General features: G+C 61.6%; 11 protein-coding genes and 2 pseudogenes. 10 read left to right on the top strand and 3 right to left on the bottom strand.

Annotated elements, in window-relative coordinates; all coding sequences use genetic code 11:
• The first annotated feature begins 104 nt into the window (after nt 1-104).
• A complete protein-coding gene (locus tag LOY68_RS17640) occupies nt 105-1,088 on the top strand; it encodes a cupin-like domain-containing protein (RefSeq protein ID WP_236708572.1) in 984 nt (327 codons plus the stop codon).
• On the top strand, nt 1,085-2,446 hold the full coding sequence (locus tag LOY68_RS17635) for an MFS transporter (protein ID WP_265038760.1): 1,362 nt from the start codon (nt 1,085-1,087) through the stop codon (nt 2,444-2,446). The genes LOY68_RS17640 and LOY68_RS17635 overlap by 4 nt, the downstream gene beginning before the upstream one ends.
• A 676-nt stretch (nt 2,447-3,122) precedes the next feature.
• Here LOY68_RS17635 and LOY68_RS17630 read toward each other — a convergent pair.
• The 3 genes from LOY68_RS17630 to LOY68_RS17620 are packed head-to-tail and all read right to left on the bottom strand — an operon-like array spanning nt 3,123 to nt 7,163.
• The gene (locus LOY68_RS17630; RefSeq protein ID WP_265038758.1) at nt 3,123-4,325 is read right to left on the bottom strand and encodes an alpha/beta fold hydrolase; all 1,203 of its coding nucleotides are present in this window, start codon (nt 4,323-4,325) and stop codon (nt 3,123-3,125) included.
• Nucleotides 4,326-4,366: 41 nt separating this feature from the next.
• Nucleotides 4,367-5,311: a syringomycin E biosynthesis L-threonyl-[L-threonyl-carrier protein] 4-chlorinase SyrB2 gene (gene syrB2 / locus LOY68_RS17625; protein WP_054049640.1), complete on the bottom strand. Its 945-nt coding sequence runs from the start codon at nt 5,309-5,311 to the stop codon at nt 4,367-4,369.
• A complete protein-coding gene (locus LOY68_RS17620) occupies nt 5,304-7,163 on the bottom strand; it encodes an amino acid adenylation domain-containing protein (protein ID WP_265038755.1) in 1,860 nt (619 codons plus the stop codon). Before LOY68_RS17620 ends, syrB2 begins: the two co-directional genes overlap by 8 nt.
• Nucleotides 7,164-7,621: 458 nt before the next feature.
• On the opposite strand from LOY68_RS17620, the gene LOY68_RS17615 reads away from it, so the two are divergent.
• The 8 genes and pseudogenes from LOY68_RS17615 (at nt 7,622) to LOY68_RS32295 (ending at nt 26,786) form a co-directional block, all read left to right on the top strand.
• Nucleotides 7,622-8,647: a TauD/TfdA family dioxygenase gene (locus tag LOY68_RS17615; RefSeq protein ID WP_239512095.1), complete on the top strand. Its 1,026-nt coding sequence runs from the start codon at nt 7,622-7,624 to the stop codon at nt 8,645-8,647.
• 114 nt (nt 8,648-8,761) lie between these two features.
• On the top strand, nt 8,762-10,492 hold the full coding sequence (locus tag LOY68_RS17610) for a cyclic peptide export ABC transporter (RefSeq protein WP_265038753.1): 1,731 nt from the start codon (nt 8,762-8,764) through the stop codon (nt 10,490-10,492).
• A 224-nt stretch (nt 10,493-10,716) separates the two neighbouring features.
• Entirely contained in the window at nt 10,717-25,650 is a 14,934-nt protein-coding gene (locus tag LOY68_RS17605; protein ID WP_413787158.1) for an amino acid adenylation domain-containing protein, read from the top strand.
• Nucleotides 25,608-25,757: a hypothetical protein gene (locus LOY68_RS32315; protein WP_413787211.1), complete on the top strand. Its 150-nt coding sequence runs from the start codon at nt 25,608-25,610 to the stop codon at nt 25,755-25,757. The genes LOY68_RS17605 and LOY68_RS32315 overlap by 43 nt, the downstream gene beginning before the upstream one ends.
• Nucleotides 25,745-25,969 (top strand): annotated as a pseudogene (locus LOY68_RS32310) (AMP-binding protein); the annotation flags it as partial. The gene LOY68_RS32315 and the pseudogene LOY68_RS32310, both read left to right, overlap by 13 nt.
• Before the next feature lie 311 nt (nt 25,970-26,280).
• A pseudogene (locus LOY68_RS32305) lies at nt 26,281-26,358 on the top strand (hypothetical protein); the annotation flags it as partial.
• Between the two features lie 3 nt (nt 26,359-26,361).
• On the top strand, nt 26,362-26,604 hold the full coding sequence (locus tag LOY68_RS32300; protein WP_413787157.1) for a hypothetical protein: 243 nt from the start codon (nt 26,362-26,364) through the stop codon (nt 26,602-26,604).
• On the top strand, nt 26,517-26,786 hold the full coding sequence (locus tag LOY68_RS32295; protein WP_413787199.1) for a phosphopantetheine-binding protein: 270 nt from the start codon (nt 26,517-26,519) through the stop codon (nt 26,784-26,786). Before LOY68_RS32300 ends, LOY68_RS32295 begins: the two co-directional genes overlap by 88 nt.
• Nucleotides 26,787-26,978: the final 192 nt, after the last annotated feature.

Genomic DNA, 26,978 nt, shown 5'->3' with positions numbered 1-26,978 from the left:
CAGCCAGCCGTGTCCGGCTCTCGACTGTCTCGAGAAAAATCGATGCTTTCCCAGAGACCGAACGCCATCCCTTGGGTGTACTTGCGAGAGCCATTGAAATGAACATGACAGCCGAAACGGACCGTCCCGCGGTCAAGCCCTGGAGCCTGACCCGGTTCCCCAATTACGCTGAAGCCGCGGCGGTTGAAGTGATCGATGCGCATGCAATCTCCAAAGCCGATTTCATGCGTATCTATGTCACCAAGAACCGTCCCTGCCTGATCAAAAACGCAGTGCGCCACTGGCCGGCGTTCACCAAATGGACCGACACCGAATACTTGCGAGCCAACTCGCCCAATAGCCCGGTGGTGGTGCGTTCGGCGATGGTCTCAGAGGTGATCGGCTGGTCCGGGCCCGAGGTCAAAGCTGCGTTGACCGAGCAGGCGGACGCACGGCACCGGGACATCCTGTTCCATGATTTCCTCGACGAGTTGAAGGTTGAGGGGGGACCGTTGGTGGCTGACAGCTGCGGTTTCACCGAAGGCGCAGCGTTCGAGAAGATGAAGGATGACGTCGCGGGCATGCCGTTCATGCCGGTGCTGAGCAAGGCCCGGCGTTACCCGTCCTATCGCGGTTTCCTGTACCGCGATTCCTATACCGATTGGCACTTCCACGCCACTGACGAAACCTTTATGACCCAGGTGATCGGTGCCAAGGAAATTCTCTTGTTGCCGCCCGACGATGCGAGTTGGGAAGGCTTGCGGCCAGTGATCGAGAACGAGGGATACCTGTTCAATATCGACACCGAGCGTTTCCCCGGTACCCGCGCATTGCGCCCGACCCGCGCCGTGGTCGAACCGGGCGATGCGCTGTATATCCCGGCGCTGTGGTGGCATGCGGTGGAGTCGATTGGCGAAGACTTCGGCATCACCGTCGCCGCGACTTTCGGCACGCCGTTGCACATCAACGGTGACTTGCGTTATCCCATCGCCCGCAAAGTGGCGCGCACCTATCTGTTCACTCCGGCGGCACCGCTAGTGCTCGGCGCGGTGGTGTATTCCCTGGCGTACCGCTTGCTGCATGGCGTTGCGCGCCTGGTCAAACGGTGATCTTCAAGTCGGCCCGCCCAGACTTTTCCCTCGGGCGCGGTTTCTATTTCCTATGGATGGGCGAATCCCTCGCGGTGATCGGTACCGCGCTGATGGAGTTCGCCCTGGGCGTCTGGGTTTACAACCACACCGGTTCCGCCGTGGCGTTTGCCAATGTGGTGTTGGCCGCGACGTTGCCGGCGATCATCTTCCTGCCGTTGGCCGGAGGGTTGGCGGATCGGGTCAGCCACAAAGTCATCATTGTCTGTAGCGATGTGCTGCTCGCGGCGATGCTGTTCGTGGTGATGGCGCTACTCTGGACCGATCGCCTGGAACCGCTGCATCTGTATGTGTTCAACGCGTTGGCATCGATTGTCAGTTCGTTCCGGCAGCCGGCTTATCAGGCAGCGGTCAATTCGATCGTCAAGCCGGACAAATTCACCCGCGCCTCGGGGCTGATGGGCATCAGCAAGAACGCTTCGGCGCTGGTGGGGCCGCTGTTGGCCGGTATCCTGATGGCCCAGGCCGGGCTCGTGACGATTGTTGCGATTGATCTGATTACCTTCTGCTCGGGCACGTTGCTGGTGATCAAGGCGTTTTCCCATGCGCGCCAACCCGTGATTAAAAGTGGCGGTGCGAGTGCGGGATCGGTGATGCGTGGCGCCGTGCGCAATGTCACTGATGCGTTGGGCTTCTTCAAAACCGAACGGTTGATGGCGGGGTTGCTGGTCTACACCATGCTGCGCAATGCGTTGTTGTCGATGGTGACGTTGATGATCACGCCGTTGCTGCTGTCGATGCACACCAGCCAGACGTTGGGCGTGGTGTACACCTGGGCGGCGTTGGGCGGATTGTCTGGTGCCGGGTTGTTGATCTTCGTCGGAAATCCGGGGCGGTTGATGGTGTTGATTGCGTGTGCCGACCTGGTGTTGTCGCTGTGCGTGGTCAGCATTGGTTTGGTGTCGAGTACGACGGCCTACTGCGCGGTGGTGTTTGTTGCCATTGCGGCGGCCAGCGTGGCGGATGGCGGCGTCAGTGCATTGTGGATGCGCAAGATCCCGACCGGATCGCGGGCCAGTGTGTTTGCGCTGATCAGCATGTTGATCATTGCGGCTACCAGCATTGCGATCTTTGGTGGCGGCTTGATTGTCGATCACTGGTTCCAGCCGGCACTTGAGCCGGGTGGGCGATTTGCCGAGTCCATCGGTGGCTGGCTGGGCGTCGGCAAGGGCCGGGGCGTGGCGCTGCTGTTTGTGGTGGCGGGGGCAGTGAGTGTGCTGCTGTGCCTGGGCACGCTGATCTACCGGCCGATGCGGCGGCTGGATCGGCTGGTGCGGGATGAGGACAGCAGCGCATTAACCCCGGCCGACGCGGTTTAATCGGACACTGAGGTGAGCGCGTTCCCCTGTGGGAGTGGGCTTGCTCGCTAAGGCGACCTGTCTGACACATCAATGTTGGATGTGCCACCGCCATCGCGAGCAAGCCCGCTCCCACAGGGGCCGGTGTTGGTCACAAATCCTGCGAACACCACCCACCCAATGTAGGAGCGAGGCTTGCCCGCGAAGGCGGCGTGTCAGTCAACATGAGTAGTGACTGGTGCGACGCCATCGCGAGCAAGCTTCGCTCCTACAGGGTCCGGCGATGGTCACAAATCCTGCCAACGACACGAAACAAATGTGGGAGCGGGCTTGCTCGCGAAGGCGACCTGTCTGACACATCAATGTTGGATGTGCCACCGCCTTCGCGAGCAAGCCCGCTCCCACAGGGGCCGGTGTTGGTCACAAATCCTGCGAACACCACCCACCCAATGTAGGAGCGAGGCTTGCCCGCGAAGAACGATGACGCGGTGTGTCAGGCCTGACGCCTTCGCGAGCAAGCTTTGCTCCTACAGGGATCTGTGCCGACCACAGATCTTGTGAACATCCCAAAACAAATGTGGGAGCGAGCCTGCTCGCGAAAGCGGTGTGTCAGCCGACGATAATGTCGACTGTCATGCCGCCTTCGCGAGCAGGCTCGCTCCCACAGGGTTGGTGTTACTTCAGCACAATTCCTGTTTCAGACCTCAGCCAATTCAAGCGTCGCATCAATGAACTCAAACGCTGTTCTCTTCGACTCCGCCGCCCGCTCGAAGAACGCCAAATGGCTGCCGTCCTTTTCGATATGCAACGTCGCCCCTTCAATGGACTGCGCAATCAATCGCGAGCCACCGATATGCGTGGTGCTGTCACTGTCCCCAGCCACCACCAGCGTCGGCACTGTGATTTGGGGCAGGATCGGGAGCAACTCGGTTTTGTTCAGCGCGTCATTGAGGCGGGCGTACCGATAGAACAGCTCCGGGTTGACGTAAGGAAACAGCACCGTATGAGCGATCGGTTCCGGCGTGGTCGCCAGGGTCTTCTGGTCGACAAACATCGCCTGCAGGTCCTGAGCCTCAGCCCGGTCCTGCGTGGCGGTTTCCATCAGCCATTCGAAGTTTTGCTGGTGCGGCGTGCGCAGGCTCTCATCGCCCAGGTTGTAGTCGCCGTGCCACAGGCTCAACGACTGCGCGCGCTCGCCATGCACGGCCGCGGCGCACAGCACAATCGCCGCACCACCGCAGATGCCCATCAGGTGTGCACTGTGCAACTCGAAATGATCCATCACCGCGAACAGATCGGCGACCTGGTCATGGGTATCGACACCCACCTGGTCGAAGGCTTCACAGTCACCAAACAACCCCCGAGTCTCCCAGGTCACGACAAAGTAACGCTCACTCAGCGCGTCGAACCAGTCGCGGCAAAGGTCAAACGGCATGCCGCAGGGCAGGGCGAGGACGATGGGCGGGCGTTGCCGATGGTTGCTGGCATACACCGCCAGCGGGACGCCATCCCGGGTGATCAGGCGCGACGTTTCGATCTGCGGCACGGCGCCGCTGAAATCGAAAGACGCCAGCACGGCCTCAAATCGCTCCGACGCATCGAATGCGTCATAGCGAAAGTCGAGGGCCTGGGAAATCTTCTTGCTGATAAACAATTCGAACGACGACAGTTGCGCCGACGCGCCGTGCAAATACTGCACGGCGCTGACGCCAACGTGGGCCAACGCGCGAGTCACGGCGTGCTCTGTGGCGATCAGCGCCGGGGCGGCGGCGACAGGTGTGCTGTCGTCTCCCCCGGCGAAGAAACACAGGCGAACCGGAGCCGGCAGGTTGGCGGCAAGATGCCGGAGCATCCTGACTGTCTCGCACAGGCGCGTTGCGGCGTCGGTGGGAAGGGACATGGAAAGGGTGCTCCTGTTTGGCAACGTTGCTTGAACCGACTTTATTCCGAGCCGAATTTCTTACCTCGGGTGGTCTCGGTCACCAGGCGGTTGTAGTCCGGAGACGAATTGCCGAGCACCTGCACCGCGCCGTATTTCTCCAGGCTGATCTTGCCGCCGTACTCTTCGATGTGGTCGGAGTCCGGGTAGATCTTCACGAAGGACGGCACGTAGCGCGAGGCAAACCCCATGCGCATTTCCTGGGATTCGCCGCTGTGCGGGTAGGAGGCGTGCATCAGCGTGGACCAGAAAATGATGAACTGGCCGGCCTTCATTTGCATTGGCACGGCAGCGGCTTCGTCAGGCTTCCAGTTCTCGTCGATCTGCAACTGGCGGTAGTCGTAGCCGAAGAAACCACGACGAACGCCGTCCTTGACCACCCCGGTGGCGTTCTCGGGGTCATAGCTCATGCGCTTGGTTTCGTCGTAATTCATGCTGTTCTGCGTGCCCGGAATGAATTGCAGGCAGCCGTTGGCAATATTCGCGTCGGTAAACGCAGTCCACACGGTGATGGTGCCGCCGAACTCTTCGTTCTCCGGCCAGATGATCTGCGGTTTGCCCGAGGCGTTCGCGAAGGTGTCGGCCTGGTGCCAATCGGTGCCTTCATCGCCCGGGTATTTCGGGAAAAACTCGGTACGCCAGCACAGCACTTCAGGGCCGAGGATGCTTTGGATGCGGTCGGTGATTTCGGCGCGGCAGATATGGTCGGCGAGGAAATCGTCATCCAGGTGGCGATCATAGTTGGCGATGTTGGTGGCGCCGGAAATCGCATCCAGATCCTGATAGGCCGCAGCGCTGCGGTCGAGCAGGCGCAGGCGGGTACGTTTCCAGGCTTCTTTCATCTCTTCCGGGGTATAGGCCGTGAAGGGGCCGATGAAGCCATTCTTTTCGAACGACTCTCGTTCTTCCTTCGTCAGATTGAATGTTCTAACCGCGACTTCAGACATTTGCTTCTTCCTTTTGTTGGTGGGCGTGAACAAGCGAATTAATGCAGCCAGCGAGGACCTTGGCGGTCGCACCATCGGCAAGAACGCCTGGGTCCAGATTGATTTGGTAATGCGTCTTCAGCTTGCTCAGCGAACGGATCAGGGCCAGGGAGGTGCCGCCGAAGTCGAAGAAGTCATCGTTGAGACCGATGCCCTTCAGGCCGATGTCGTCGGACCAGACCCGCAGCACGAATTGCTCATGCTCGGTTAGCCCGGATTGCACAGGCGCGGACGTCTCGGCCAGCGGCGAAGGCAGCTGCGCCTTGTCGATCTTGCCGTGGGCGGTCATCGGCAAGGCCGCGAGCACGATGTAGGCGGAAGGGCGCATGTAGTCGGGCAGGTTGTCCGACGCCAGTGCCGCGAGTTGCGCACGGGATTGTTCGGTCCAGGCACTCGGGCCATCGGTCGGCACGACGTAGGCGATCAGGCGCCAGTCACCGTCGCCGTAATCGTGAGCGCCGACGTGGCAGGCCGAGAGGGCGGTGCTGGTTTGCAGGCAGGCTTCGACTTCACCCGGCTCGATGCGGAAACCACGGATCTTCAGCTGTTCGTCGCAACGCCCGACGTAGCGATATTCGCCGTCGGCGCCCTGCATTAACAAATCGCCAGTGCGATAGGCCGGGCTGGTGTGGCCGGGCAGGGTGACGAAGCGTTCGGCACTCAGCGCAATTCGATTCAGATAACCCTGTGCGACGCCGGCACCTTCGATATACAGCTCGCCGGTCGAACCTTGGGCTACCGGCACTTGATTCACATCCAGCAGGTTGAGCTTCCAGCCATCCAGCGGCTGACCGATAGACACCATCGCCGAGCTTTCCAGATCCTGGCCGCGCACCCGTTTGTAGGTGGTGTGGACCGTGGCTTCGGTGATGCCATACATGTTGATCAGCGCGGGCTTTTCATCGCCGTGACGCTCGACCCAGGGACGCAGCACAGTGGCCGGCAAGGCTTCGCCACCGAACACCACATAGCGCAGGGCCAGGCGATCCTTGGCCAGGCGGTCAACCTCATCGAGACCACGGAACGCCGAAGGGGTCTGGCTGAGCACGGTCACGCCGTTGCGCACCAGCCACTTGCGGAACGACTCCGGCGAGCGCGACACGTCGTAAGGCACCACGGCAACCTGGCCGCCATGGGCCAGCGCGCCCCAGATTTCCCACACGGAAAAATCGAAGCCGATGGAGTGGAACATCGACCAGACGTCGGTCTTCGAGAAACCGTACGAGCGTTGCGTGCTCTCCAGCAAGCTACTCACGTTGCCATGCGCGACCAATACGCCCTTGGGTTCACCGGTCGAGCCGGAGGTGTAGATCACATACGCCGGTGCTGTCGCGGCGTTGAGTTTCGGTGCGGTTGTTTCGACTTCAGGGCCGCTCAGCAGAGCGTCAAGGTGCAGCACACGCAGCGACGGAGTAGCCGGTACGCTGGCGACATCCTTCGAGGAAATCATCAGGCTGATGCCGCTGTCGCGCACGATGTGTTCGAGGCGTTTGGCCGGGTACAGGGGGTCAACCGGCACATAGGCGGCGCCGGCTTTCAGGATGCCGAGCAGGCCGATCACCAGGTCGGCGCTGCGCTCCAGGCACAGGCCCACGAGCATGCCGTCAGTCACCCCTTCATGTCGCAGGCGTGCCGCGAGTTTCGATGAAACGGCTTCCAGTTCCGCATAGCTCAAGGCCCGGGTTTCGTCGGACACGGCCGTTCGCTCGGGAAATTCGCGGGCCTTGGCACTGAACAACTCATGCAGCAACGCTGCGGGTTTTAGAAGCGATGACGCGGAGTTCAGCGCCCCGCCCGTGTTGGTGATCGGCATGACTTACGCTCCAGTGAATGGGGAAAGGTGTATCGCGGTGGCCTCGACAGGCGAGGCCATTCGACAGCCCACCGGACAGGTATCCAGGGACCGACCGCGATTCGCAGCTGCCGTATTTCAGCACCGTGTTCAAGCGCATGTCTGTCGCGGGAAATGGGGACAAGCGCAATACACGAAAGGGATAGCGCAAATCCCGTAGCAGCTGTCGAGCGAAGCGAGGCAGCGTTCGGCGGCGCAGCCGTCGCAAAATCCGCCAACGCGGTGTTTCAGGTAGACCGCGTGCTTTGGGTTGACGACGGCTTCGCCGCCGAACGCTGCCTCGCTTCGCTCGACAGCTGCTACGGGGGCAATGTATGGCCGGTGATTCAGTGGGGTGTCCCTGTTTGCGGTTACAGACATGACCCACCCGCAATGTTTTGATCCTTGCGCGATCGATCCATATGGCTTGGGAGTTGTGCATGAATCTTGAAACTGCGGCTGTTGGTTGGGCTGACAACGGTCTGGATGAATCAGTCCGGCTGTCTATGTTGAACCCCGGGCTGACCTTGCCGGTGGTGATCGAACCGGTCACCCCTGGCCTGGATTTCGCGGCGTGGGCCTCGGCCCGGCGCGAGGCGGTCGAGGCCTTGCTGTGTCGGCATGGCGCCGTGCTTTTTCGCGGCTTCGGGCTCGACACGGTGTCGTCCTTCGAAGCCTTCGCCGAGGCGCTGTCACCCGGTCTGCACGGCAGCTACGGCGACCTGCCGAAGAAGGAGGGCGGGCGCAATGTCTATCGTTCGACGCCTTACCCCGAGCGCGAAATGATCCTCTACCACAACGAGAGTTCGCACCTCGAAAGCTGGCCACGCAAGCAATGGTTCTTCTGCGAAAAACCTTCCCGAGTGGGCGGCGCAACGCCCCTGGTGGACATCCGCCAAATGATCCGCCTGCTGCCCGCCGAGATCGTCGAGACCTTCGAGCGCAAGGCGCTCTCGTACAGCCGCACCTTCACCAAAGGCGTCGAGCCGAGCTGGCAGAACTTCTTCGGTGTCGATGACCCAGCGGTGGTCGAGGCCCGTTGCCGCGAGCAGGGCACCGATTGCGCCTGGCTCGACGCCGACACCTTGCAGATTCGCACCCGCTGCCCGGCGGTGATCAAGCACCCGGTGACCGGCGAATCGGCGTTTTTCAATCAGGTGCAGCTGCATCACCCGTTCTGCCTGGGCGAGGAAATGCGCGAAGACTTGCTCGACATGTTTGGTGAGGATCGCTTGCCACGCATGGTCAGTTACGGCGACGGCACGCCGATTGAAGACGAGGTCATGGCGTTGCTCGGCGAAGCGTATGAGTCCTGCGCGGTGCGCTTCGATTGGCAGAAAGGCGATGTGGTGATGCTCGACAACATGCTCACCGCCCACGCCCGTGACCCGTATGAAGAGCCGCGCCTGATTGTGGTGGCCATGGGCGAGATGACCGCCAGAAACGATGTCTGGCAGGAACAATAGCAGCGGCCGGGTGCCAGGCATTTGCGGTTTTGTACCGGCAATCCGGGACAGCCGTTTTGCTCACGCTCCGTACACTTGATGCCCTGCGGTGAGCCCATTTGAGGATAGCGATCAATGAAAGGCGAGAAGAAAGAGAAGAAGCCACAGAAGGACAAAAAGCCGAAACCCGGCTCGGTCATGCGCCTGCTGTGGCGCAGTCATCCTTGGCTGACCTTCTTCACCTTGATCACCGGCATCATCAGCGGCGTGGCGTCCATCGCCGTGGTCAGCGTGATCAACAAAGCCATTCATGAAGAAGGCTCGCGCACCGATGCACTGATCTGGTTTGTCGGCCTTAGTGTGGTGGCGCTGATCTTCCGTAATGGCGCCGCGCTGTTTCCGGCTTACGCCAGCATGCGCATCATGACCCGGTTGCGCATCGCCCTGTGCCGCAAGATTCTTGGCACGCCGCTGGAAGAAGTCGACCGCCGTGGCCCGCCCAACGTGCTGACCATGTTGACCAACGACATCCCGCAGCTGAACACCACACTGGTGGTCATGCCCACGGTGTTGATCGAGGCGACCGTATTTATATTCGGCATCGCTTACCTGGCGTACCTGTCGTGGGTGGTGTTCGCCTTGACCCTGACGCTGATGGTCGTCGGCGTCATCCTCTATATGTTCTTTTTCCTGGGCGGCATTCGTTATTCAGGCCGGGTTCGCGATGAGTTCACCTCGTTCAACGAATACACGCATGCCCTGGTGTTCGGCCTCAAGGAACTGAAACTCAACGGCATCCGCCGCCGCTGGTTTGCCCGTTCGGCGATCCAGGCGTCTTCCACGCGGGTGGCGCGCTTCAATTTCATCGAGCGTCTTTGGTACACCGCCGCCGACAACGTCGGCCAGTTCACCTTGTCGCTGTTGATCGGTTGCCTGCTGTTTGCCGCGCCATTGGTTATCGCCCTCGACCCGAAAGTCATGACCGCCAGTGTGCTCGCGGTGCTGTACATCATGGGACCGTTGTCCTTGCTGGTCGGCGCGATGCCGGTCCTGGCGGGTGGACGGATTGCGTGTACGCGCCTGGCCGAGTTCGGTTTCTCGATCAACGACCCGCACCCTGACCCGGTTGATCCTGAAGTACCCGCGACACTGTTGCTGGAACACAAGAAATACTGGGACAGCATCGAACTCAAAGATGTGCGCATGCACTACCAGGACAAAGTCACCGGGACCGGTTTCGGCCTGGGGCCGATCGATTTGAGCATCCAGTCTGGTGAGTTGATCTACATCGTCGGCGGCAACGGTTGCGGCAAAAGCACCCTGGCCAAGGTGATCTGCGGCCTCTACATCCCGCAAAGCGGTGAAGTCCTGCTCGACGGCACGGGCATCACCGATGACAGCCGCAGTGATTTCCGCGATCTGTTCTCCGCGGTGTTCTCCGACTTCCACCTGTTCAATCGCCTGATCGGGCCGGACGAGGAAGAGGGCAGTCCCGCGCTGGCCCAGAAGTACCTGGAAACCTTGGGTCTGGCGGACAAAATCAAGATCGACGGGCTCGGTTATTCGACCACCAAGGAGCTGTCGTACGGCCAGCAAAAACGCCTGGCGCTGGTCTGCGCGTACATGGAAGACCGGCCGATCTACGTGCTGGACGAATGGGCTGCCGACCAGGATCCGCCGTTCAAGAAATTCTTCTATGAAGAGCTGCTGCCGGACCTCAAGCGACGCGGCAAAACGGTGCTGATCATCACCCACGACGACCAATACTTCCAACTGGCCGACCGCATCATCAAGTTGGCCGACGGGCACATCGTCTCCGATATCAACTGCACCGCCCGCGACAAAAGCTTGAGCTCCCTGGCGTAGCACCACGCCAAATCTTCCGACACCGCCCCCGAGCCTGACCACAGGCCGGGTCGGCGCATTGATTCCGTACCCACTCCAAGCGTGCCCGGTGCTGTGTGTTCCGGGCGGCACTGACAAATCTTCGAGAAGGAACTTATGAAATTTATCGCTGCTCGTGCGTTGGGCGACTTTGTCGCGACAGGTTTTTCCTTGGTTGAGGCCGTGCGTGCCATGGAGTGCGGAGCATGAATCAACGTCTCGAACTGTCCGAAACCTACCCGCTGACCGCCGCGCAGCGCGATATCTGGCTGGACCAGATGACCCAGGGCGATTCGCCCCTGTACACCATCGGTGGCTACATCCAGATCAAGGGGCGCATCGACCCCGAGCGCTTCCAGCGCGCCATCGAGTTGCTGATTCAAAAGCACGATGCCCTGCGCACCGTGCTGCTGCCCAACGTGGGCGAGGCGGGCGCGCCGATGCAGGCGCTGGCCGCCGCCATGGTTGAACAGGTCGAGCTGCAGGACTTTTCCGGTCACGCTGATCCCGAGGCCGCGGTGCAGGCCTGGATGCAGCAACAAATCGAGATCGCGTTTCCACTGGATGGCCGTCGGTTGTTCCGTTTTCACCTGGCCAAGCTCAGCGAAACCTCGTTCTACTTCGTCGCCCATGTGCATCACCTGATCCAGGATGGCTGGGGCATCAGCCTGATGTTCGATTCGGTGGGCGAGCTTTACAGCGCTCTGGAGAATAACCAGCAGCCTGACCTGTCGGCGCCGTCCTATGTGGAATTCATCCACGACGATGCGCGGTATCGCGACTCTCCGCGTTTCGCCCGTGACCAGGCGTACTGGCTGGAAAAATACCGCGATGTGCCGGAGCCGTTGTTCGTCGCGCGTTACCGCGACCGGTACCCGGATCGCGGGGCGCCGAGCCGCGTGGTGACCCAGCGTTATGCGCATTCGTTGAACGACCGCATCGACGCCTTGGCGCAATCGCTTCAGGTCTCGCGCTTCCACGTGCTGCTGGCCGCGCTGTATGTCTATTTCGTGCGCACGCCTGAACGTGATGAGCTGGTGATCGGTTTGCCGATCCTCAACCGTTCCAACGCGAATTTCCGCAACACCCTGGGCTTGTTTACCCAGGTGAGTGCCGTGCGTTTGCAGTTCAGCGATGAGCTGTCGTTCGCCGAGCTGGCGCAAGAAATCGCGCGCACGCTCAAGCAGGATTATCGCCATCAGCGTTATCCGCTCAGCGACATGAACCGTTCGTTGGGGTTGCGCCGTGATGACCGCGCGCAGTTGTTCGACCTGTCGTTTTCCTATGAGCAGGTTGACCATCAGTTCATGTACGGCCAGGCACCGGCCAGTGTGGTCAAGAGTTCGAGCAACCATGAACAGACGCCGCTGACCATCCATATCCGCACCAGCCCCCACGATGAAACGGCGTGGATGCACTTCACCTACAACGAGGCGTATTTCAAGCAAACCGACGTTGAGGCGATGGTTGAGCGCTTCATGTATGTGCTGGAGCAGGGGTTGGCCGATGACGCCATGCCTGTTCATGGTTTTCTGCTGCCGACGCCGAAAGAAGCGCTGACGCTGCAAGACTGGAACGCGACCGAGACGCCGTATGAGCAGGACCGCACGATCCATGGTCAGTTTGAAGCCCAGGTACTGGCGCAACCCGATGCGGTGGCGGTGGTTTACGAAGATCAACAACTGACCTACAGCCAGTTGAATGCCCGGGCGAATCAGGTCGCGCATCAGCTGCTGGCGCTGGGCATTCGCCCGGATGACCGGGTGGCGATTTGCGTTGAACGTGGTTTGGAGATGATCGTCGGCCTGCTGGGGATCCTGAAGTCCGGCGCAGGTTATGTGCCGCTGGACCCGGCGTATCCGTTGGAACGCCTGACGTTCATGCTCGACGACAGCGCGCCGGTTGCGCTGCTGACCCAATCGGGCCTGCGTGAATTGTTGCCGGCGCTGGAGGCCCCGGTGCTGTTGCTCGATCAGCTCGAAGCGTCGGATCCGCAGCACAATCCCGATGTAAACGTGCTGTCGCATCACTTGGCCTACGTGATCTACACCTCCGGTTCGACCGGTCTGCCCAAAGGCGTGATGGTCGAACACCGCAACGTCGCGCGGCTGTTTTCGGCGACGCAAGACTGGTTCAACTTCGGCCCGCAAGACGTCTGGGCCTTGTTCCATTCCTTCGCTTTCGACTTCTCGGTCTGGGAAATCTGGGGCGCTTTGATCCATGGCGGCCGTTTGTTGGTCGTCCCGCAACTGGTCAGCCGTTCGCCGGCAGATTGCTACGCGCTGGTGTGCGAAGCCGGCGTCACGGTGTTGAACCAGACGCCAAGTGCCTTCCGCCAGTTGATTGCCGCCCAGAGCGCCACGCAGCATAACCTGCGGCAGGTGATTTTCGGCGGTGAAGCGCTGGAAACCGGGATTCTCAAGCCGTGGTATGCCCGCGAAGCCAATGCCAAGACGCAACTGGTCAACATGTACGGCATCACCGAAACCACGGTGCACGTGACCTATCGCCCATTGACCGCCGCCGACGCGCAACTGGTCGGCATCAGCCCGATCGGCAAGCGCATTCCTGACTTGCGCCTGTACCTGCTCGATTCCCACGGCCAGGCAGTGCCGGTAGGCGTCGAAGGCGAGCTGTATGTCGGTGGCGCGGGCGTGGCGCGGGGTTACCTCAACCGCCCGGAACTCAACGCCACGCGATTCCTGGACGATCCGTTCAGCGACACGCCACACGCTCGGATGTACCGCACCGGCGACCTCGGCCGCTGGCTGGTGGACGGCAACCTCGAATACCTCGGTCGCAACGATGATCAGGTGAAGATTCGCGGTTTCCGTATCGAACTGGGTGAAATCGAAGCCAAACTCGCGGCCTGCGACCACGTGCGTGAAGCCGTGGTTATCGCCCGTGAAGACGAGCCGGGCGATAAACGCCTGGTGGCCTACGTGATCGCGAAGGACGGTGAACAACTGTCCGCCACCGAACTGCGCACCCAACTGCTCGGCACCTTGGCCGAGTACATGGTGCCGAGCGCGTTCGTGACGCTGGCCTCGTTCCCGCTGACCGCCAACGGCAAACTCGACCGCAAGGCCTTGCCGGCGCCGGATTCGGCGGCTTATGCCAGTCGCGACTATGAAGCGCCGCAGGGCGCGGTGGAAATCACCCTGGCCGCGTTGTGGGTCGAATTGCTCGGTGTCGAGCAAGTCGGGCGCCACGACCGCTTCTTTGAACTGGGCGGGCATTCGCTGTTGGCGGTCAAGCTGATCGAGCGCATGCGTCAGGTCAACCTGAGCGCGGATGTGCGCGTGCTGTTTGGCCAGCCTACGTTGGCAACCCTGGCCGCTGCCGCCGGAGCGAGCGCAGGGATCGTCGTGCCGGAAAATCGGATTCCCACCGATTGCGCACGCATCACTCCGGACATGCTGCCGTTGGCCACCCTGCGCCAGGACGAGATCGATCGCATCGTCGCCACGGTGCCGGGCGGTGTGGCGAATGTGCAGGATATCTACGGATTGGTGTCGTTGCAGGAAGGCATCCTCTATCACCATTTGGCCACTGAAGTGGGCGATCCGTATTTGCTGCAAGCCACACTGCGCATGGGCAGTCGCGCGCAACTGGATACCTTCGTGCAGTCCCTGCAATCGGTGATCGAGCGCCACGACATCCTGCGCACTTCGGTGGCGTGGGAAGGTCTGGACCAACCGGTGCAAGTGGTCTGGCGCGAGGCTCGGCTCGGCGCTTTCGAAGTGGCGCTGGACCCGAGTGAAGGCGACATCTCCGAGCAATTGCAGACCCGTTTCGACCCGCGTCACGCCCGTTTCGATTTGCGCCAGGCGCCGTTGATGCGTCTGCACTTCGCCGAAGACGTGGCCGGCGCGAGCTGGGTGGCGATTCTGTTGTTCCACCATTTGATCGACGATGCGACTTCGCTGGCGTTGCTCGGCCAGGAAATCGAAGCGTTCAGTCACGGCCGTTCGGCGCAGTTGCCGGTGTCGGTGCCTTACCGCAATTACGTGGCGCAGGTCCGACTCGGGGCGAGTCAGGTGCAGCAGGAAGCGTTCTTCAGCGAGATGCTGGGGGACGTGGACGAGCCGACCTTGCCGTTCGGTTTGCAGGATGTGCAAGGCGATGGCAGCGGGATGGAAGAGGCGTCGCTGCCGCTGGAAGCCGGGCTGGGCCAGCGTTTGCGCGCCCAGGCCCGGCGTCTGGGCGTCAGCAGCGCCAGCCTTCATCACTTGGCCTGGGGCCAGGTGGTCGGGCGTTTGGCCGGACGTCAGGACGTGGTGTTCGGCACGGTGCTGATGGGGCGCTTGCACAGTGGCGAGGATGCCGAGCGTGCCCTGGGCATGTTCATCAACACCTTGCCGTTGCGCGTCGATGCCGGTGATCAAGGCGTGTTGGCAGCGCTGAAAACCACCCACGCACGACTGGCCGCGCTGATGGGCCACGAACATGCACCGCTGTCCCTGGCGCAGCGTTGCAGCGGCGTTGCTGCACCGGCGCCGCTGTTCAGCGCGCTGATGAACTACCGCCACGGCGCTGTCGGTGCGCAGGCGCCAAAAGATGCCGGCAATGCGCGGCTCTGGGCGGGCGTGACGCTGCTTGGCGGTGAAGAACGCACCAACTTCCCGCTGTCGTTGTCGGTGGATGACCTGGGCCAATCGTTCGGCTTGACGGTGCAAGCCGTCGCCGGCATCGGCGCTCAGCGGGTCTGCGGTTACATGCACACCGTGCTTGAAGCGCTGGTCGATGCGCTCGATCACGACACGAATACACCGCTGCATCACCTCGCGTTCCTGCCGGATGTCGAACGTCGGCAGGTGCTTGAAGACTTCAATGCCTTTGACGCGAACTATCCGTCGGGGTTGATTCATCAGTTGTTCGAAGCGCATGCGGCGGAGCAGCCGGATGCTATTGCGGTGACCTATGAAGGTCAGCGCCTCAGTTATGCCGAGCTCAATCAGCGCGCCAACCAGATCGCCCATCGCCTGATCGAACTGGGGATTGGCGCGGATGATCGCGTGGCGATTTGCGTGGACCGCAGCCTGGAAATGATCGCCGGGCTGATCGGCATCCTCAAGGCTGGCGCCGGTTATGTGCCGCTGGACCCGGCGTATCCCGCCGAGCGTCTGACCTACATGCTCGACGACAGCGCGCCCAAAGTACTGCTGACTCAACGCAGCTTGCAGGAACGTTTCCCGCAACTGAGCGTGCCGATGTTGTTGCTCGACGCCGAGCCTGGTCTCAGCGATCAGCCGCAGTCCAATCCCGATGTGCGTGAACTGACTTCGCAGCATTTGGCCTACGTGATCTACACCTCCGGCTCGACCGGCCAGCCCAAAGGCGTGGCCATGGCCCACGGGCCGCTGGTCAACCTGATGCAATGGCAGATCGCGCAATCGGTGCCGGCGCGCACGTTGCAATTCGCGGCTTTGGGTTTTGACGTGGCGTTCCAGGAAGTCTTCAGCACCTTGTGTGCCGGGGCCGAGCTGTCGCTGATCCATGCCGACACTCGCTTGAATTTCCACGCGTTGTTCCAGCATATCGCCCAGCAGAACATCGAACGCCTGTACCTGCCGTGTGTCGCGCTGCAAGCCTTGGCTGAGTCCGCGATCAGCGACGGTGCAACCGAGCCTCTGGCCTGTGGGCTGCGCGATGTCATCACCGCCGGCGAGCAGTTGCGCATCACGCCACAGATCCGTGCTTTCTTCGAACGTCTGCCGGGTTGCCGTTTGCATAACCATTACGGCCCGACCGAATCCCACGTCACCACGGCGCTGACGCTGCCGGATGATGTGGCGAACTGGCCGATCTTGCCGGCCATCGGCTATCCGGTGGCCAACACCCGGATCTACTTGCTCGACGAGCACTTGCAACCAGTGCCAGTCGGCGTGGCAGGCGAGATTCACATTGGCGGCGCCTGCGTGGCGCGTGGCTATCTGAATCGCCCTGACATGACGGCCGAACGGTTTATTCGCGATCCGTTCAACGCTGATGGGCGTCTGTACAAGACCGGTGACCTGGGTCGTTATCAGGCTGACGGTTGCGTCGATTACCTGGGCCGCAACGACGATCAGATCAAGATTCGCGGTTTCCGCGTCGAGTTGGGCGAGATTGAGTCGCGCCTCGGTCAGCATCCTGGCGTCAGGTCGGCTGCCGTACTTGCCCGCGAAGACAGCCCAGGCGACAAGCGTCTGGTGGCGTATTTCACCGCACAAACACTGGATACAGCGCCGGACGCTGATTCGTTGCGCGCGCATCTCCAGGCTCTGTTGCCGGACTACATGGTCCCGGCAGCCTACGTGCTGCTGGAAAAACTGCCGCTGTCGCCGAACGGCAAGCTCGACCGTCGCGCCTTGCCGGCGCCCGACGCCGACGCGTTTGCCAGCCGCGAATACGAAGCGCCGATCGGTCATCTGGAAACTACCCTGGCCAGCCTGTGGGCCGAGGTGCTGGGTGTAGCGCAAGTCGGTCGGCATGACCATTTCTTTGAACTCGGCGGCCATTCATTGCTGGCGGTGAAGCTGATCGAACGCATGCGTCACGCCGGATTGAGTGCGGATGTGCGGGTGCTGTTCGGTCAACCGACCCTGGCGGCACTGGCTGCGGCGGTCGGTGGCAGCACTGAAGTGTTGGTGCCGGCCAATGGCATTCCGCTCGATTGCGCGCGGATCACCCCGGCGATGCTGACGCTGGTCAGACTGAGCCAACAGGCGATTGATCAAGTCGTAGCGAAAGTCCCGGGTGGCGTGGGCAATGTGCAGGACATCTACCCGCTTGCGCCGCTGCAGGAGGGCATTCTTTACCACCATATTTCCGCTGAACAGGGCGATCCGTACCTGTTGCAGGCGTCGTTCGCCATGACCAGTCGCGCTCAGCTCGATGGGTTTGTAGAAGCGTTGCAGGCGATGATTGATCGCCACGACATTCTCCGGACCGCCATGGTCTGGGAAGGATTGGACGAACCGCTGCAAGTGGTGTTGCGCCAGGCTCAACTGAGCGTCGAAGAAATTGCCGTCGATCCCGCGTTGGGCGACGTTGCCAAGCAATTGGGCCAGCGTTTCGACCCGGCCCACACGCGTCTTGATCTGGGTAGCGCGCCGCTGATGCACCTGGCCTGCGCCTGGGATGCGAGTAATCATCGCTGGGTGGCGATTCTGCTGTTCCACCACATCGCCCTCGACCACACCGCACTGGACGTGATGCACGACGAGATGCTGGCGTACCAAAACGGTGAAGCTGAGCAGCTGAATGCGGCCACGCCGTATCGCAACTACGTGGCCCAGGCCCTGCTGGGCGTGAGCCGCGAGCAACATGAGCGGTTCTTCCGCGACATGCTCGGCGATGTCGATGAACCGACGCTGCCGTTCGGCCTGCATCAAGTGCAGGGTGACGGTCGCGGCATTCAGGAGGTGAAACTCAATCTCGATCCGATGCTCAGCCAGCGTCTGCGCACTCAAGCGCGGCTGCTGGGCGTGAGTGCGGCGAGCCTGCATCACCTGGCCTGGGCTCGGGTGCTGGGGCGCGTTTCCGGTCGCGACGATGTGGTGTTCGGTACGGTGTTGCTGGGGCGGATGCAGGGTGGCGTGGGCTCGGACCGCGCCCTCGGGATGTTCATCAACACCTTGCCGTTGCGGGTGAAAGTTGGCAGCCAGGACGTGCGCAGCGGTGTGAAGGCCACTCATGCACGGCTGACCGCGTTGCTTGGTCATGAGCATGCTTCGCTGGCACTGGCCCAGCGTTGCAGCGGGGTGCCGGCGTCGTTGCCGCTGTTCAGCGCACTGCTGAACTACCGCCACAGTGCGCACCAGGACAACGATGGCGTTGAGCTGTGGGGCGGCACTGAAGTGTTGGGCGTGATGGAGCGCACCAACTATCCGTGCATGTTGTCGGTGGACGATCAGGGCGAAGGCTTCCTGTTGAGCGTGCAGACCGCGGGCGCGGTGGATGCGTGGCGGGTCGGCGCTTACATGCAGACCGCGTTGGCGAGTCTGGTGGATGCGTTGGAGTTTGCGCCTGAGTCGGCAGTGGATCAGCTGGATATTTTGTCGGCGGATGAGCGTCGGCAGGTGTTGATCGGGTTCAATTCCACTGAGGCGATGTATCCGCTGGATCAGACGGTGCATGGGCTGTTTGAGGCGCAGGTGGAGCGGACGCCGGATGCGGTGGCCGTGGTTTATGGCTTGGAACCGTTGAGTTATCGCGAGCTGAATGAACGGGCGAACCGGTTGGCGCATCATTTGCGCGGGCAGGGTGTGAAACCGGATTCTCGGGTGGCTATTTGCGTTGAGCGTTCGGCGGAGATGGTCGTCGGGTTGCTGGCGATTTTGAAGGCGGGCGGGGGTTATGTGCCGCTGGATCCGGCGTATCCGCTGGATCGGATTGCCTACATGCTGCAAGACAGCGCGCCGGCTGTGGTGTTGGCTCAAGCTTCGACGCTGGGCTTGTTGGCCGACGCTTCGATGCCGGTGATTGATCTCGACAGCAGCACTTGGCAGGCCGAATCCGTCTCCAATCCCGTGGTTGAAGGGTTGACGTCGTCGCATCTGGCTTACGTGATCTACACCTCCGGCTCTACCGGTTTGCCGAAAGGCGTGATGATCGAGCACCGCAATACGGTGAACTTCCTGACCTGGACGCATCGTTCATTTGATGAGGCCACGTTGGCGAAAACGCTGTTCTCGACCTCGCTGAACTTCGACTTGGCGGTTTATGAATGCTTCGCACCGCTGACCTCGGGCGGCAGCATCGATGTCGTGACTAATGTGCTGGAACTGCGAGATGACATCACGCTGATCAACACGGTGCCGTCGGCGCTTAAAGCCTTGCTGGAATCAGCGGGTGTGAGCACCAATGTGCACACGGTCAACGTCGCCGGTGAAGCGCTCAAACGTAGTCTGGTGGAAAGTCTGTTCGAACAAACCAACGTGCAGCGCCTTTGCAATTTGTATGGTCCGTCGGAAACCACTACGTATTCGAGCTGGGTCTCGATGGACCGCGAAGACGGTTTCGCCGCCCACATTGGCAAACCCGTCGCCAACACCCAGTTCTATTTGCTGGATGAACATCAGCAACCGGTTCCTTTGGGCGTGCCGGGTGAAATCTACATCGGCGGAGCGGGCGTGGCGCGTGGTTACCTGAACCGCGACGACCTGACTGCCGAACGCTTCCTCAGCGACCCATTCCGGCCCAACGCCCGGATGTACCGCACGGGCGACCTCGGCCGCTACCTGAATGACGGCAACATCGAATACCTCGGCCGCAACGACGATCAGGTCAAAATCCGTGGCTTCCGCATCGAACTCGGCGAGATTGAAGCCAAACTCGCCCAGCACGCCGATATCAACGAAGCCGTGGTGCTCGCCCGCGAAGACGTGCCGGGCGACAAACGACTGGTCGCTTACTACACCGCGCCTGAAGCACTGGACATCGACGCACTCCGTCGTCACCTGCAAACTCAATTGCCGGATTACATGATCCCGGCCGCCTACGTCCATCTCGACAAACTGCCGCTGACCCCCAACGGCAAACTTGACCGCAAGGCTCTACCAGCCCCGGATCTGGAATCCGTGATCACCCGAGGCTACGAAGTCCCGCAAGGTGAAACCGAAATCACCCTGGCGCGGATCTGGGCCCAAGTCCTCAACGTCGAGCAGGTCGGCCGTCACGACCACTTCTTTGAACTCGGCGGCCACTCCCTGTTGGCCGTCAGCCTGATGGAGCGGATGCGTCAAGCCGGATTGAGTGCCGACGTGCGCGTGCTGTTCAGCCAACCAACCCTGGCCGCACTGGCGGCGGCAGTCGGTGGCGAAAGCAGCGAGGTCAGCGTCCCGACAAACCTGATCCCGTTGAACTGCGAACACATCACCCCGGCCATGCTGCCGCTGGTCACGCTGACTCAGGCTGCCATCGAACGCATCGTCGCCACGGTGCCCGGTGGTGCCAGCAATGTGCAAGACATCTACCCGCTGGCGCCGTTGCAGGAAGGCATCCTCTATCACCACCTCGCCGCCGAGCAGGGCGACCCGTACGTGCTGCAAGCGCAATTCGCTTTCGACAGCCGCCAGCGTCTGGATGATTTCACCCAGGCCTTGCAGGGCGTGATCGACCGCCACGACATCTTGCGCACCTCGATGGCCTGGGAAGGGCTGGATGAACCGGTGCAAGTGGTCTGGCGCCAGGCCCAATTGTCTGTGGAAGAAGTGACGTTGGCCACCGCTGAAGGCGATATCGCCGGTCAGCTACGCGAGCGTTTCGACGCGCGTCACCATTGCCTGGATATCCGTCAGGCACCGTTGATGTGCATCCGTTTTGCCCAGGATGACCAGCGCTGGATCGCGACGTTGCTGTTCCACCACATGGCCCTCGACCACACCGCGCTGGAAGTCGTGCGCCAAGAAATGCAGGCGCACTTGCTGGGTCAGTCGGACCAGTTGGGCGCCGCCGTGCCGTATCGCAACTACGTGGCCCAGGCACGCCTGGGTGTCAGCCGTGAAGAGCACGAAGGGTTTTTCCGCGACATGCTCGGTGACATCGACGAACCAACACTGCCGTTCGGCTTGCAGGATGTGCAGGGCGATGGCCGCGATATCGAAGAAGCCAAGCAGTCAGTAGACGCGGCGCTGAGCCGGCGCCTGCGAGCCCAAGCGCGGCAGCTCGGTGTGAGTGCGGCGAGCCTGGTGCATCTAGCGTGGGCGCAAGTGCTGGGTCGGGTATCGGGTCGCGAAGAAGTGGTATTCGGCACCGTGCTGATGGGCCGGATGCAGGGCGGCGAAGGGGCCGAGCGTGCGTTGGGCATGTTCATCAATACCTTGCCGCTGCGGGTCAGTGTGGGCGGGCAAGGCGCACGGGCCGCCGTCAAGGCAACCCATGCGCGATTGACCGGGCTGTTGGGGCATGAACACGCTTCGCTGGCGTTGGCCCAGCGTTGCAGCGGCGTGGTCGCACCGACGCCGCTGTTCAGCGCGTTGCTCAATTTCCGGCATTCCGGCGCGGAACCTACGGCGTTGGGCGATTCTGCGGCCTGGAGCGGTATTGCGGCGTTGGGTGGGGAAGAGCGCACGAACTATCCGCTGACGTTGTCGGTGGATGATTTGGGGCAGGGGTTCAGCCTGACGGTTCAGGCTGCTGCCGGGATTGGAGCGCAGCGGGTCGGCGCGTTTATGCAGGCAGCGCTGGCGAGTCTGGTCGAGGCTTTGGAAAGCACACCGGATGCCGCGTTGTTTGATCTGGCGGTATTGCCGGTGGCGGAGCGTGAGCAGTTGTTGGTCGGGTTTAATGCGACTGAGGCTGTGTACCCGTTGGACGAGACGGTTCATGGGTTGTTTGAGGCGCAGGTTGAGCGCACGCCGGATGCGGTGGCGGTGGTTTATGGCCAGCAGCGTCTGAGTTATCGCGAGTTGAATGAGCGGGCGAACCGGTTGGCGCATTACCTGCGCGGGCAGGGCGTAAGGCCGGATTCGCGGGTGGCGATTTGTGTTGAGCGTAGTGCCGACATGGTCGTTGGGTTGCTGGCGATTTTGAAGGCGGGCGGCGGTTATGTGCCGCTGGATCCGGCTTATCCGCTGGACCGGATTGCCTACATGCTCGAAGACAGCGCGCCGGCTGTGGTGTTGGCGCAGACCGCAACTTTGGGTCTGTTAGCTGAAGCGTCGATGCCGGTGATCGATCTGGATAGCAGCGTTTGGCAGGACGAATCCGTCTCCAATCCTGTGATTGAAGAGCTGACGTCGTCGCATCTGGCGTATGTGATCTACACCTCCGGTTCAACCGGTTTGCCGAAAGGCGTGATGATCGAACACCGCAACACGGTGAACTTCCTGACGTGGGCGCATCGTTCATTCGATGACGCCACGTTGGCGAAAACGCTGTTCTCGACTTCGCTCAACTTCGACTTGGCGGTCTACGAGTGCTTCGCGCCACTGACGTCCGGCGGCAGCATCGATGTCGTCACTAATGTGCTGGAACTGCGAGACGACATCACGCTGATCAACACTGTGCCGTCGGCGCTCAAGGCGTTGCTGGAGTCCGGCGGACTCAGCAAAAACGTGCACACGGTCAACGTCGCGGGTGAAGCGCTCAAACGCAGCCTCGTGGAAAACCTGTTTGACCAAACCGGCGTTAAGCGTCTGTGCAACCTCTACGGCCCCTCGGAAACCACAACCTACTCAAGCTGGGTCTCGATGGACCGCGAAGACGGTTTCGCCGCTCACATCGGCAAACCGGTGGCCAACACCCAGTTCTACTTGCTGGATGAACACCAACAACCAGTCCCTCTGGGCGTCCCAGGCGAAATCTACATCGGCGGAGCCGGAGTGGCACGCGGGTACTTGAACCGCGACGACCTCACCGCTGAACGCTTCCTCACCGATCCATTCCGCACTAACGCCCGGATGTATCGTACCGGCGACCTCGGCCGTTACCTGAAAGACGGCAACATCGAATACCTCGGCCGCAACGACGACCAGGTGAAAATTCGCGGCTTCCGCATCGAACTCGGCGAGATCGAAGCCAAACTCGCGCAACACGCTGACATCAACGAAGCCACCGTCCTGGCCCGCGAAGACGTGCCGGGCGAAAAACGCCTGGTCGCGTACTACACCGCGCAAGCATCACTGGACATCGACCAACTCCGCCGTCACCTGCAAACCCAACTCCCGGACTACATGGTCCCGGCAGCCTACGTCCACCTCGACACCTTGCCACTGACCCCGAACGGCAAACTCGACCGCAAGGCCCTGCCAGCACCAGACCTGGATTCCGTGATCACCCGAGGCTACGAAGCCCCACAAGGCGAAACCGAAACCACCCTGGCGCAGATCTGGTCAGACGTCCTCAACGTCGACCGCGTCGGCCGCCACGACCATTTCTTCGAACTCGGCGGCCATTCCCTGCTGGCAGTCACGCTGATCGAACGTATGCGCCAGGCCGGCCTCAGCGCCGACGTGCGCGTGTTGTTCAGTCAACCGACACTCGCCGCACTGGCCGCCGCAGTCGGTAACAACCAAGCGGTCAGCGTCCCGGTGAACCTGATCCCGGACAACTGCGAGCACATCACCCCAGCCATGCTGCCGCTGGTCACGCTGACCCAGGCGACCATCGAGCGCATCGTCGCCAGCGTCCCCGGTGGCGCGCGCAACGTGCAAGACATCTACCCGCTGGCGCCGTTGCAGGAAGGCATCCTCTACCACCACATCTCGTCCGAACAGGGCGATCCGTATGTGCTGCAAACCCAGTTTGCGTTCGCAACCCGCGCTCGCCTGAATGATTTTGCGCAAGCGCTACAGCAAGTCATCAACCGCCACGACATCCTGCGCACCTCGATGCTGTGGGAAGGCCTCGACCAGCCATTGCAGGTCGTATGGCGCGAAGCACAGCTGATCCAGGAACAAATTGAGGCGCTTGGCGACGATGTCGCGGCGCAACTGCTTGAGCGTTTCGATCCAAGGCATCACCGCCTCGACATCACCCAGGCGCCGATGCTGCGTCTGGTCTACAGCCACGACGCCGCCAGCAACCGCTGGCTGGCGATCTTGCTGTTCCACCACATGGCCCTCGACCATACGGCGATGGAAGTGGTGCAGCACGAGATGCAAGCGTTCCTGCTGGGTGAAACCGAGCAATTGGGCGCCGCGATGCCGTACCGCAACTACGTGGCTCAGGCTCGGTTGGGCGTGAGCCTGGAAGAACACGAAGGATTTTTCCGCGAGATGCTCGGCGACGTCGACGAACCGACGCTGCCGTTCGGCCTGAACGATGTGCAAGGTGCCGGGCAGGGGATCGAAGAGGCCACGCTGGCGCTGGAAAACAGCCTGAGCCTGCGATTGCGCGGGCAGGCCCGTCAGCTTGGCGTGAGTGCCGCAAGCTTGGTGCATTTGGCCTGGGCGCAGGTGCTGGGTCGGGTGTCGGGCAAGGACGATGTGGTGTTCGGCACCGTGCTGATGGGCCGGATGCAGGGCGGCGAGGGTGCTGATCGTGCGCTGGGTATGTTCATCAATACCTTGCCGTTGCGGGTGAATGTCGGCGTTCAAGACACCCGCGCCGGGGTCAAGGCAACCCATGCGCGGCTGACCGGGCTGCTGGGGCATGAACATGCCTCGCTGGCCCTGGCGCAACGTTGCAGCGGGGTCGTCGCGCCGCTGCCGTTGTTCAGTGCATTGCTCAACTATCGCCACAGCGGTGTGGCCGAAGCGATTTCAGCCGAGGCGATTCGTGCCTGGGAAGGGATCGATGTGCTGGGTGGCGAAGAGCGCACCAACTATCCGTTGATGCTGTCGGTGGATGACCTGGGTGACGGCTTCAGCCTGACGGCGCAGGCCAGCCTTGGCGTCAGTCCGCAGCGGGTTTGCGCTTATATGCGCACGGCGCTGGAAAGTCTGGTGGCGGCGTTGGAGCAGAAGGCTCCGGTGCCGCTGCACAGTGTGACGATTGTGCCGCAGGATGAGCGGGCGAAGTTGCTGGTTGATTTCAATGCGACTGAGGCGTCGTATCCGCTGGACGAGACGGTTCATGGGTTGTTTGAGGCGCAGGTAGAGCGCACGCCGGATGCGGTGGCGGTCGTTCATGTTGGCAACACGTTGAGTTATCGCGAGCTGAATGAGCGGGCGAACCGCTTGGCGCATTACCTGCGTGGGCAGGGCGTAAGACCGGATTCGCGGGTGGCGATTTGCGTTGAGCGCTCGGCGGATATGGTCGTCGGGTTGCTGGCGATTCTGAAGGCGGGTGGCGGTTATGTGCCGCTGGATCCGTCGTATCCGCTGGACCGGATTGCCTACATGCTGCAGGACAGCGCGCCGGCCGTGGTGTTGGCGCAAGCCGCAACTTGGGGTCTGTTAGCTGAAGCGTCGATGCCGGTCATCGATCTGGATAGCGGGATTTGGCAGGACGAATCCGTCTCCAATCCTGTGATTGAAGGTCTGACCTCTGCGCATCTGGCCTACGTGATCTACACCTCCGGTTCGACCGGTCTGCCGAAGGGCGTGATGATCGAACACCGCAATACCGTGAACTTCCTGACCTGGGCGCATCGTTCGTTCGATGACGCAACGTTGGCCAAGACGCTGTTCTCGACCTCGCTCAACTTCGACTTGGCGGTCTACGAATGCTTCGCGCCGCTGACGTCGGCGGCAGCATCGATGTCGTGACTAATGTGCTGGAACTGCGCGACGACATCACGCTGATCAACACGGTGCCGTCGGCGCTCAAGCGTTGCTGGAATCGGGCGGACTCAGCGAAAACGTGCACACGGTGAACGTCGCCGGTGAAGCGCTAAAACGCAGCCTCGTGGAAAACCTGTTCGAACAGACCAGCGTGCAGCGCCTGTGCAACCTCTACGGCCCCTCGGAAACCACGACGTACTCAAGCTGGGTCTCGATGGACCGCGAAGACGGTTTCGCGGCGCACATCGGCAAACCGGTAGCCAACACCCAGTTCTACCTGCTGGATGAACACCAACAACCGGTTCCTTTAGGCGTGCCAGGCGAAATCTACATCGGTGGCGCCGGCGTAGCGCGTGGTTACCTGAACCGCGACGACCTGACTGCCGAACGCTTTCTTAACGATCCATTCCGCACCAACGCCCGCATGTACAAACCGGTGACCTCGGCCGCTACCTCCGGATGGCAACATCGAATACCTCGGCCGCAACGACGACCAAGTCAAAATCCGCGGCTTCCGCATCGAACTCGGCGAGATCGAAGCCAAACTCGCGCAACACGTCGATATCCAGGAAACCGTAGTCCTGGCCCGCGAAGACGTGCCCCGGCGATAAACGCCTGGTCGCGTACTACACCGCGCCGACAACCCTCGATATCGACGCGTTACGCCGTCACCTGCAAACCCAACTCCCGGACTACATGGTCCCGGCAGCCTACGTCCATCTCGACAAACTGCCACTGACGCCCAACGGCAAACTCGACCGCAAGGCCCTGCCAGCACCCGACCTGGACGCCGTGATCACCCGAGGCTACGAAGCCCCCATCGGCGAAACCGAAACGACACTCGCACAGATCTGGCAAGACCTGCTCGCCTGCCGCAAGTCAGCCGCCACGACCATTTCTTCGAACTCGGCGGCCACTCGCTGCTGGCCGTCAGCCTGATCGAACGCATGCGCCAGGCCGGATCTAAGCGCCGACGTACGCGCATTGTTCGGCCAGCCAACCCTCGCCGCGCTGGCTGCCGCCGTCGGCAGCGGCAACGAAGTCGTGGTCCCGGCCAACCTGCATCCCGTCCGACTGCGACGCACATCACCCCGGCCATGCTGGTCACTGCCACGAGCTGACTCAAGCACGCTATCGACAGCATCGTCGCCAGCGTCCCAGGCGGTGCGCGCAACGTGCAGGACATCTACCCGCTGGCGCCCGTGACAGGAAGGCATTCTCTACCACCACCTCGTCCGCCGAGCAGGGCGATCCGTACGTGCTGCAAGCGCAGTTTGCACTGGACAGCCGGCAGCGTCTCGACGATTTCGTGC

Origin of the sequence: Pseudomonas sp. B21-053, from assembly GCF_026016365.1 — a bacterium.
Lineage (GTDB): Bacteria > Pseudomonadota > Gammaproteobacteria > Pseudomonadales > Pseudomonadaceae > Aquipseudomonas > Aquipseudomonas nunensis.
Note: the sequence above shows the minus strand (reverse complement) of the source record. Positions and strands in the feature narration are given on the sequence as shown.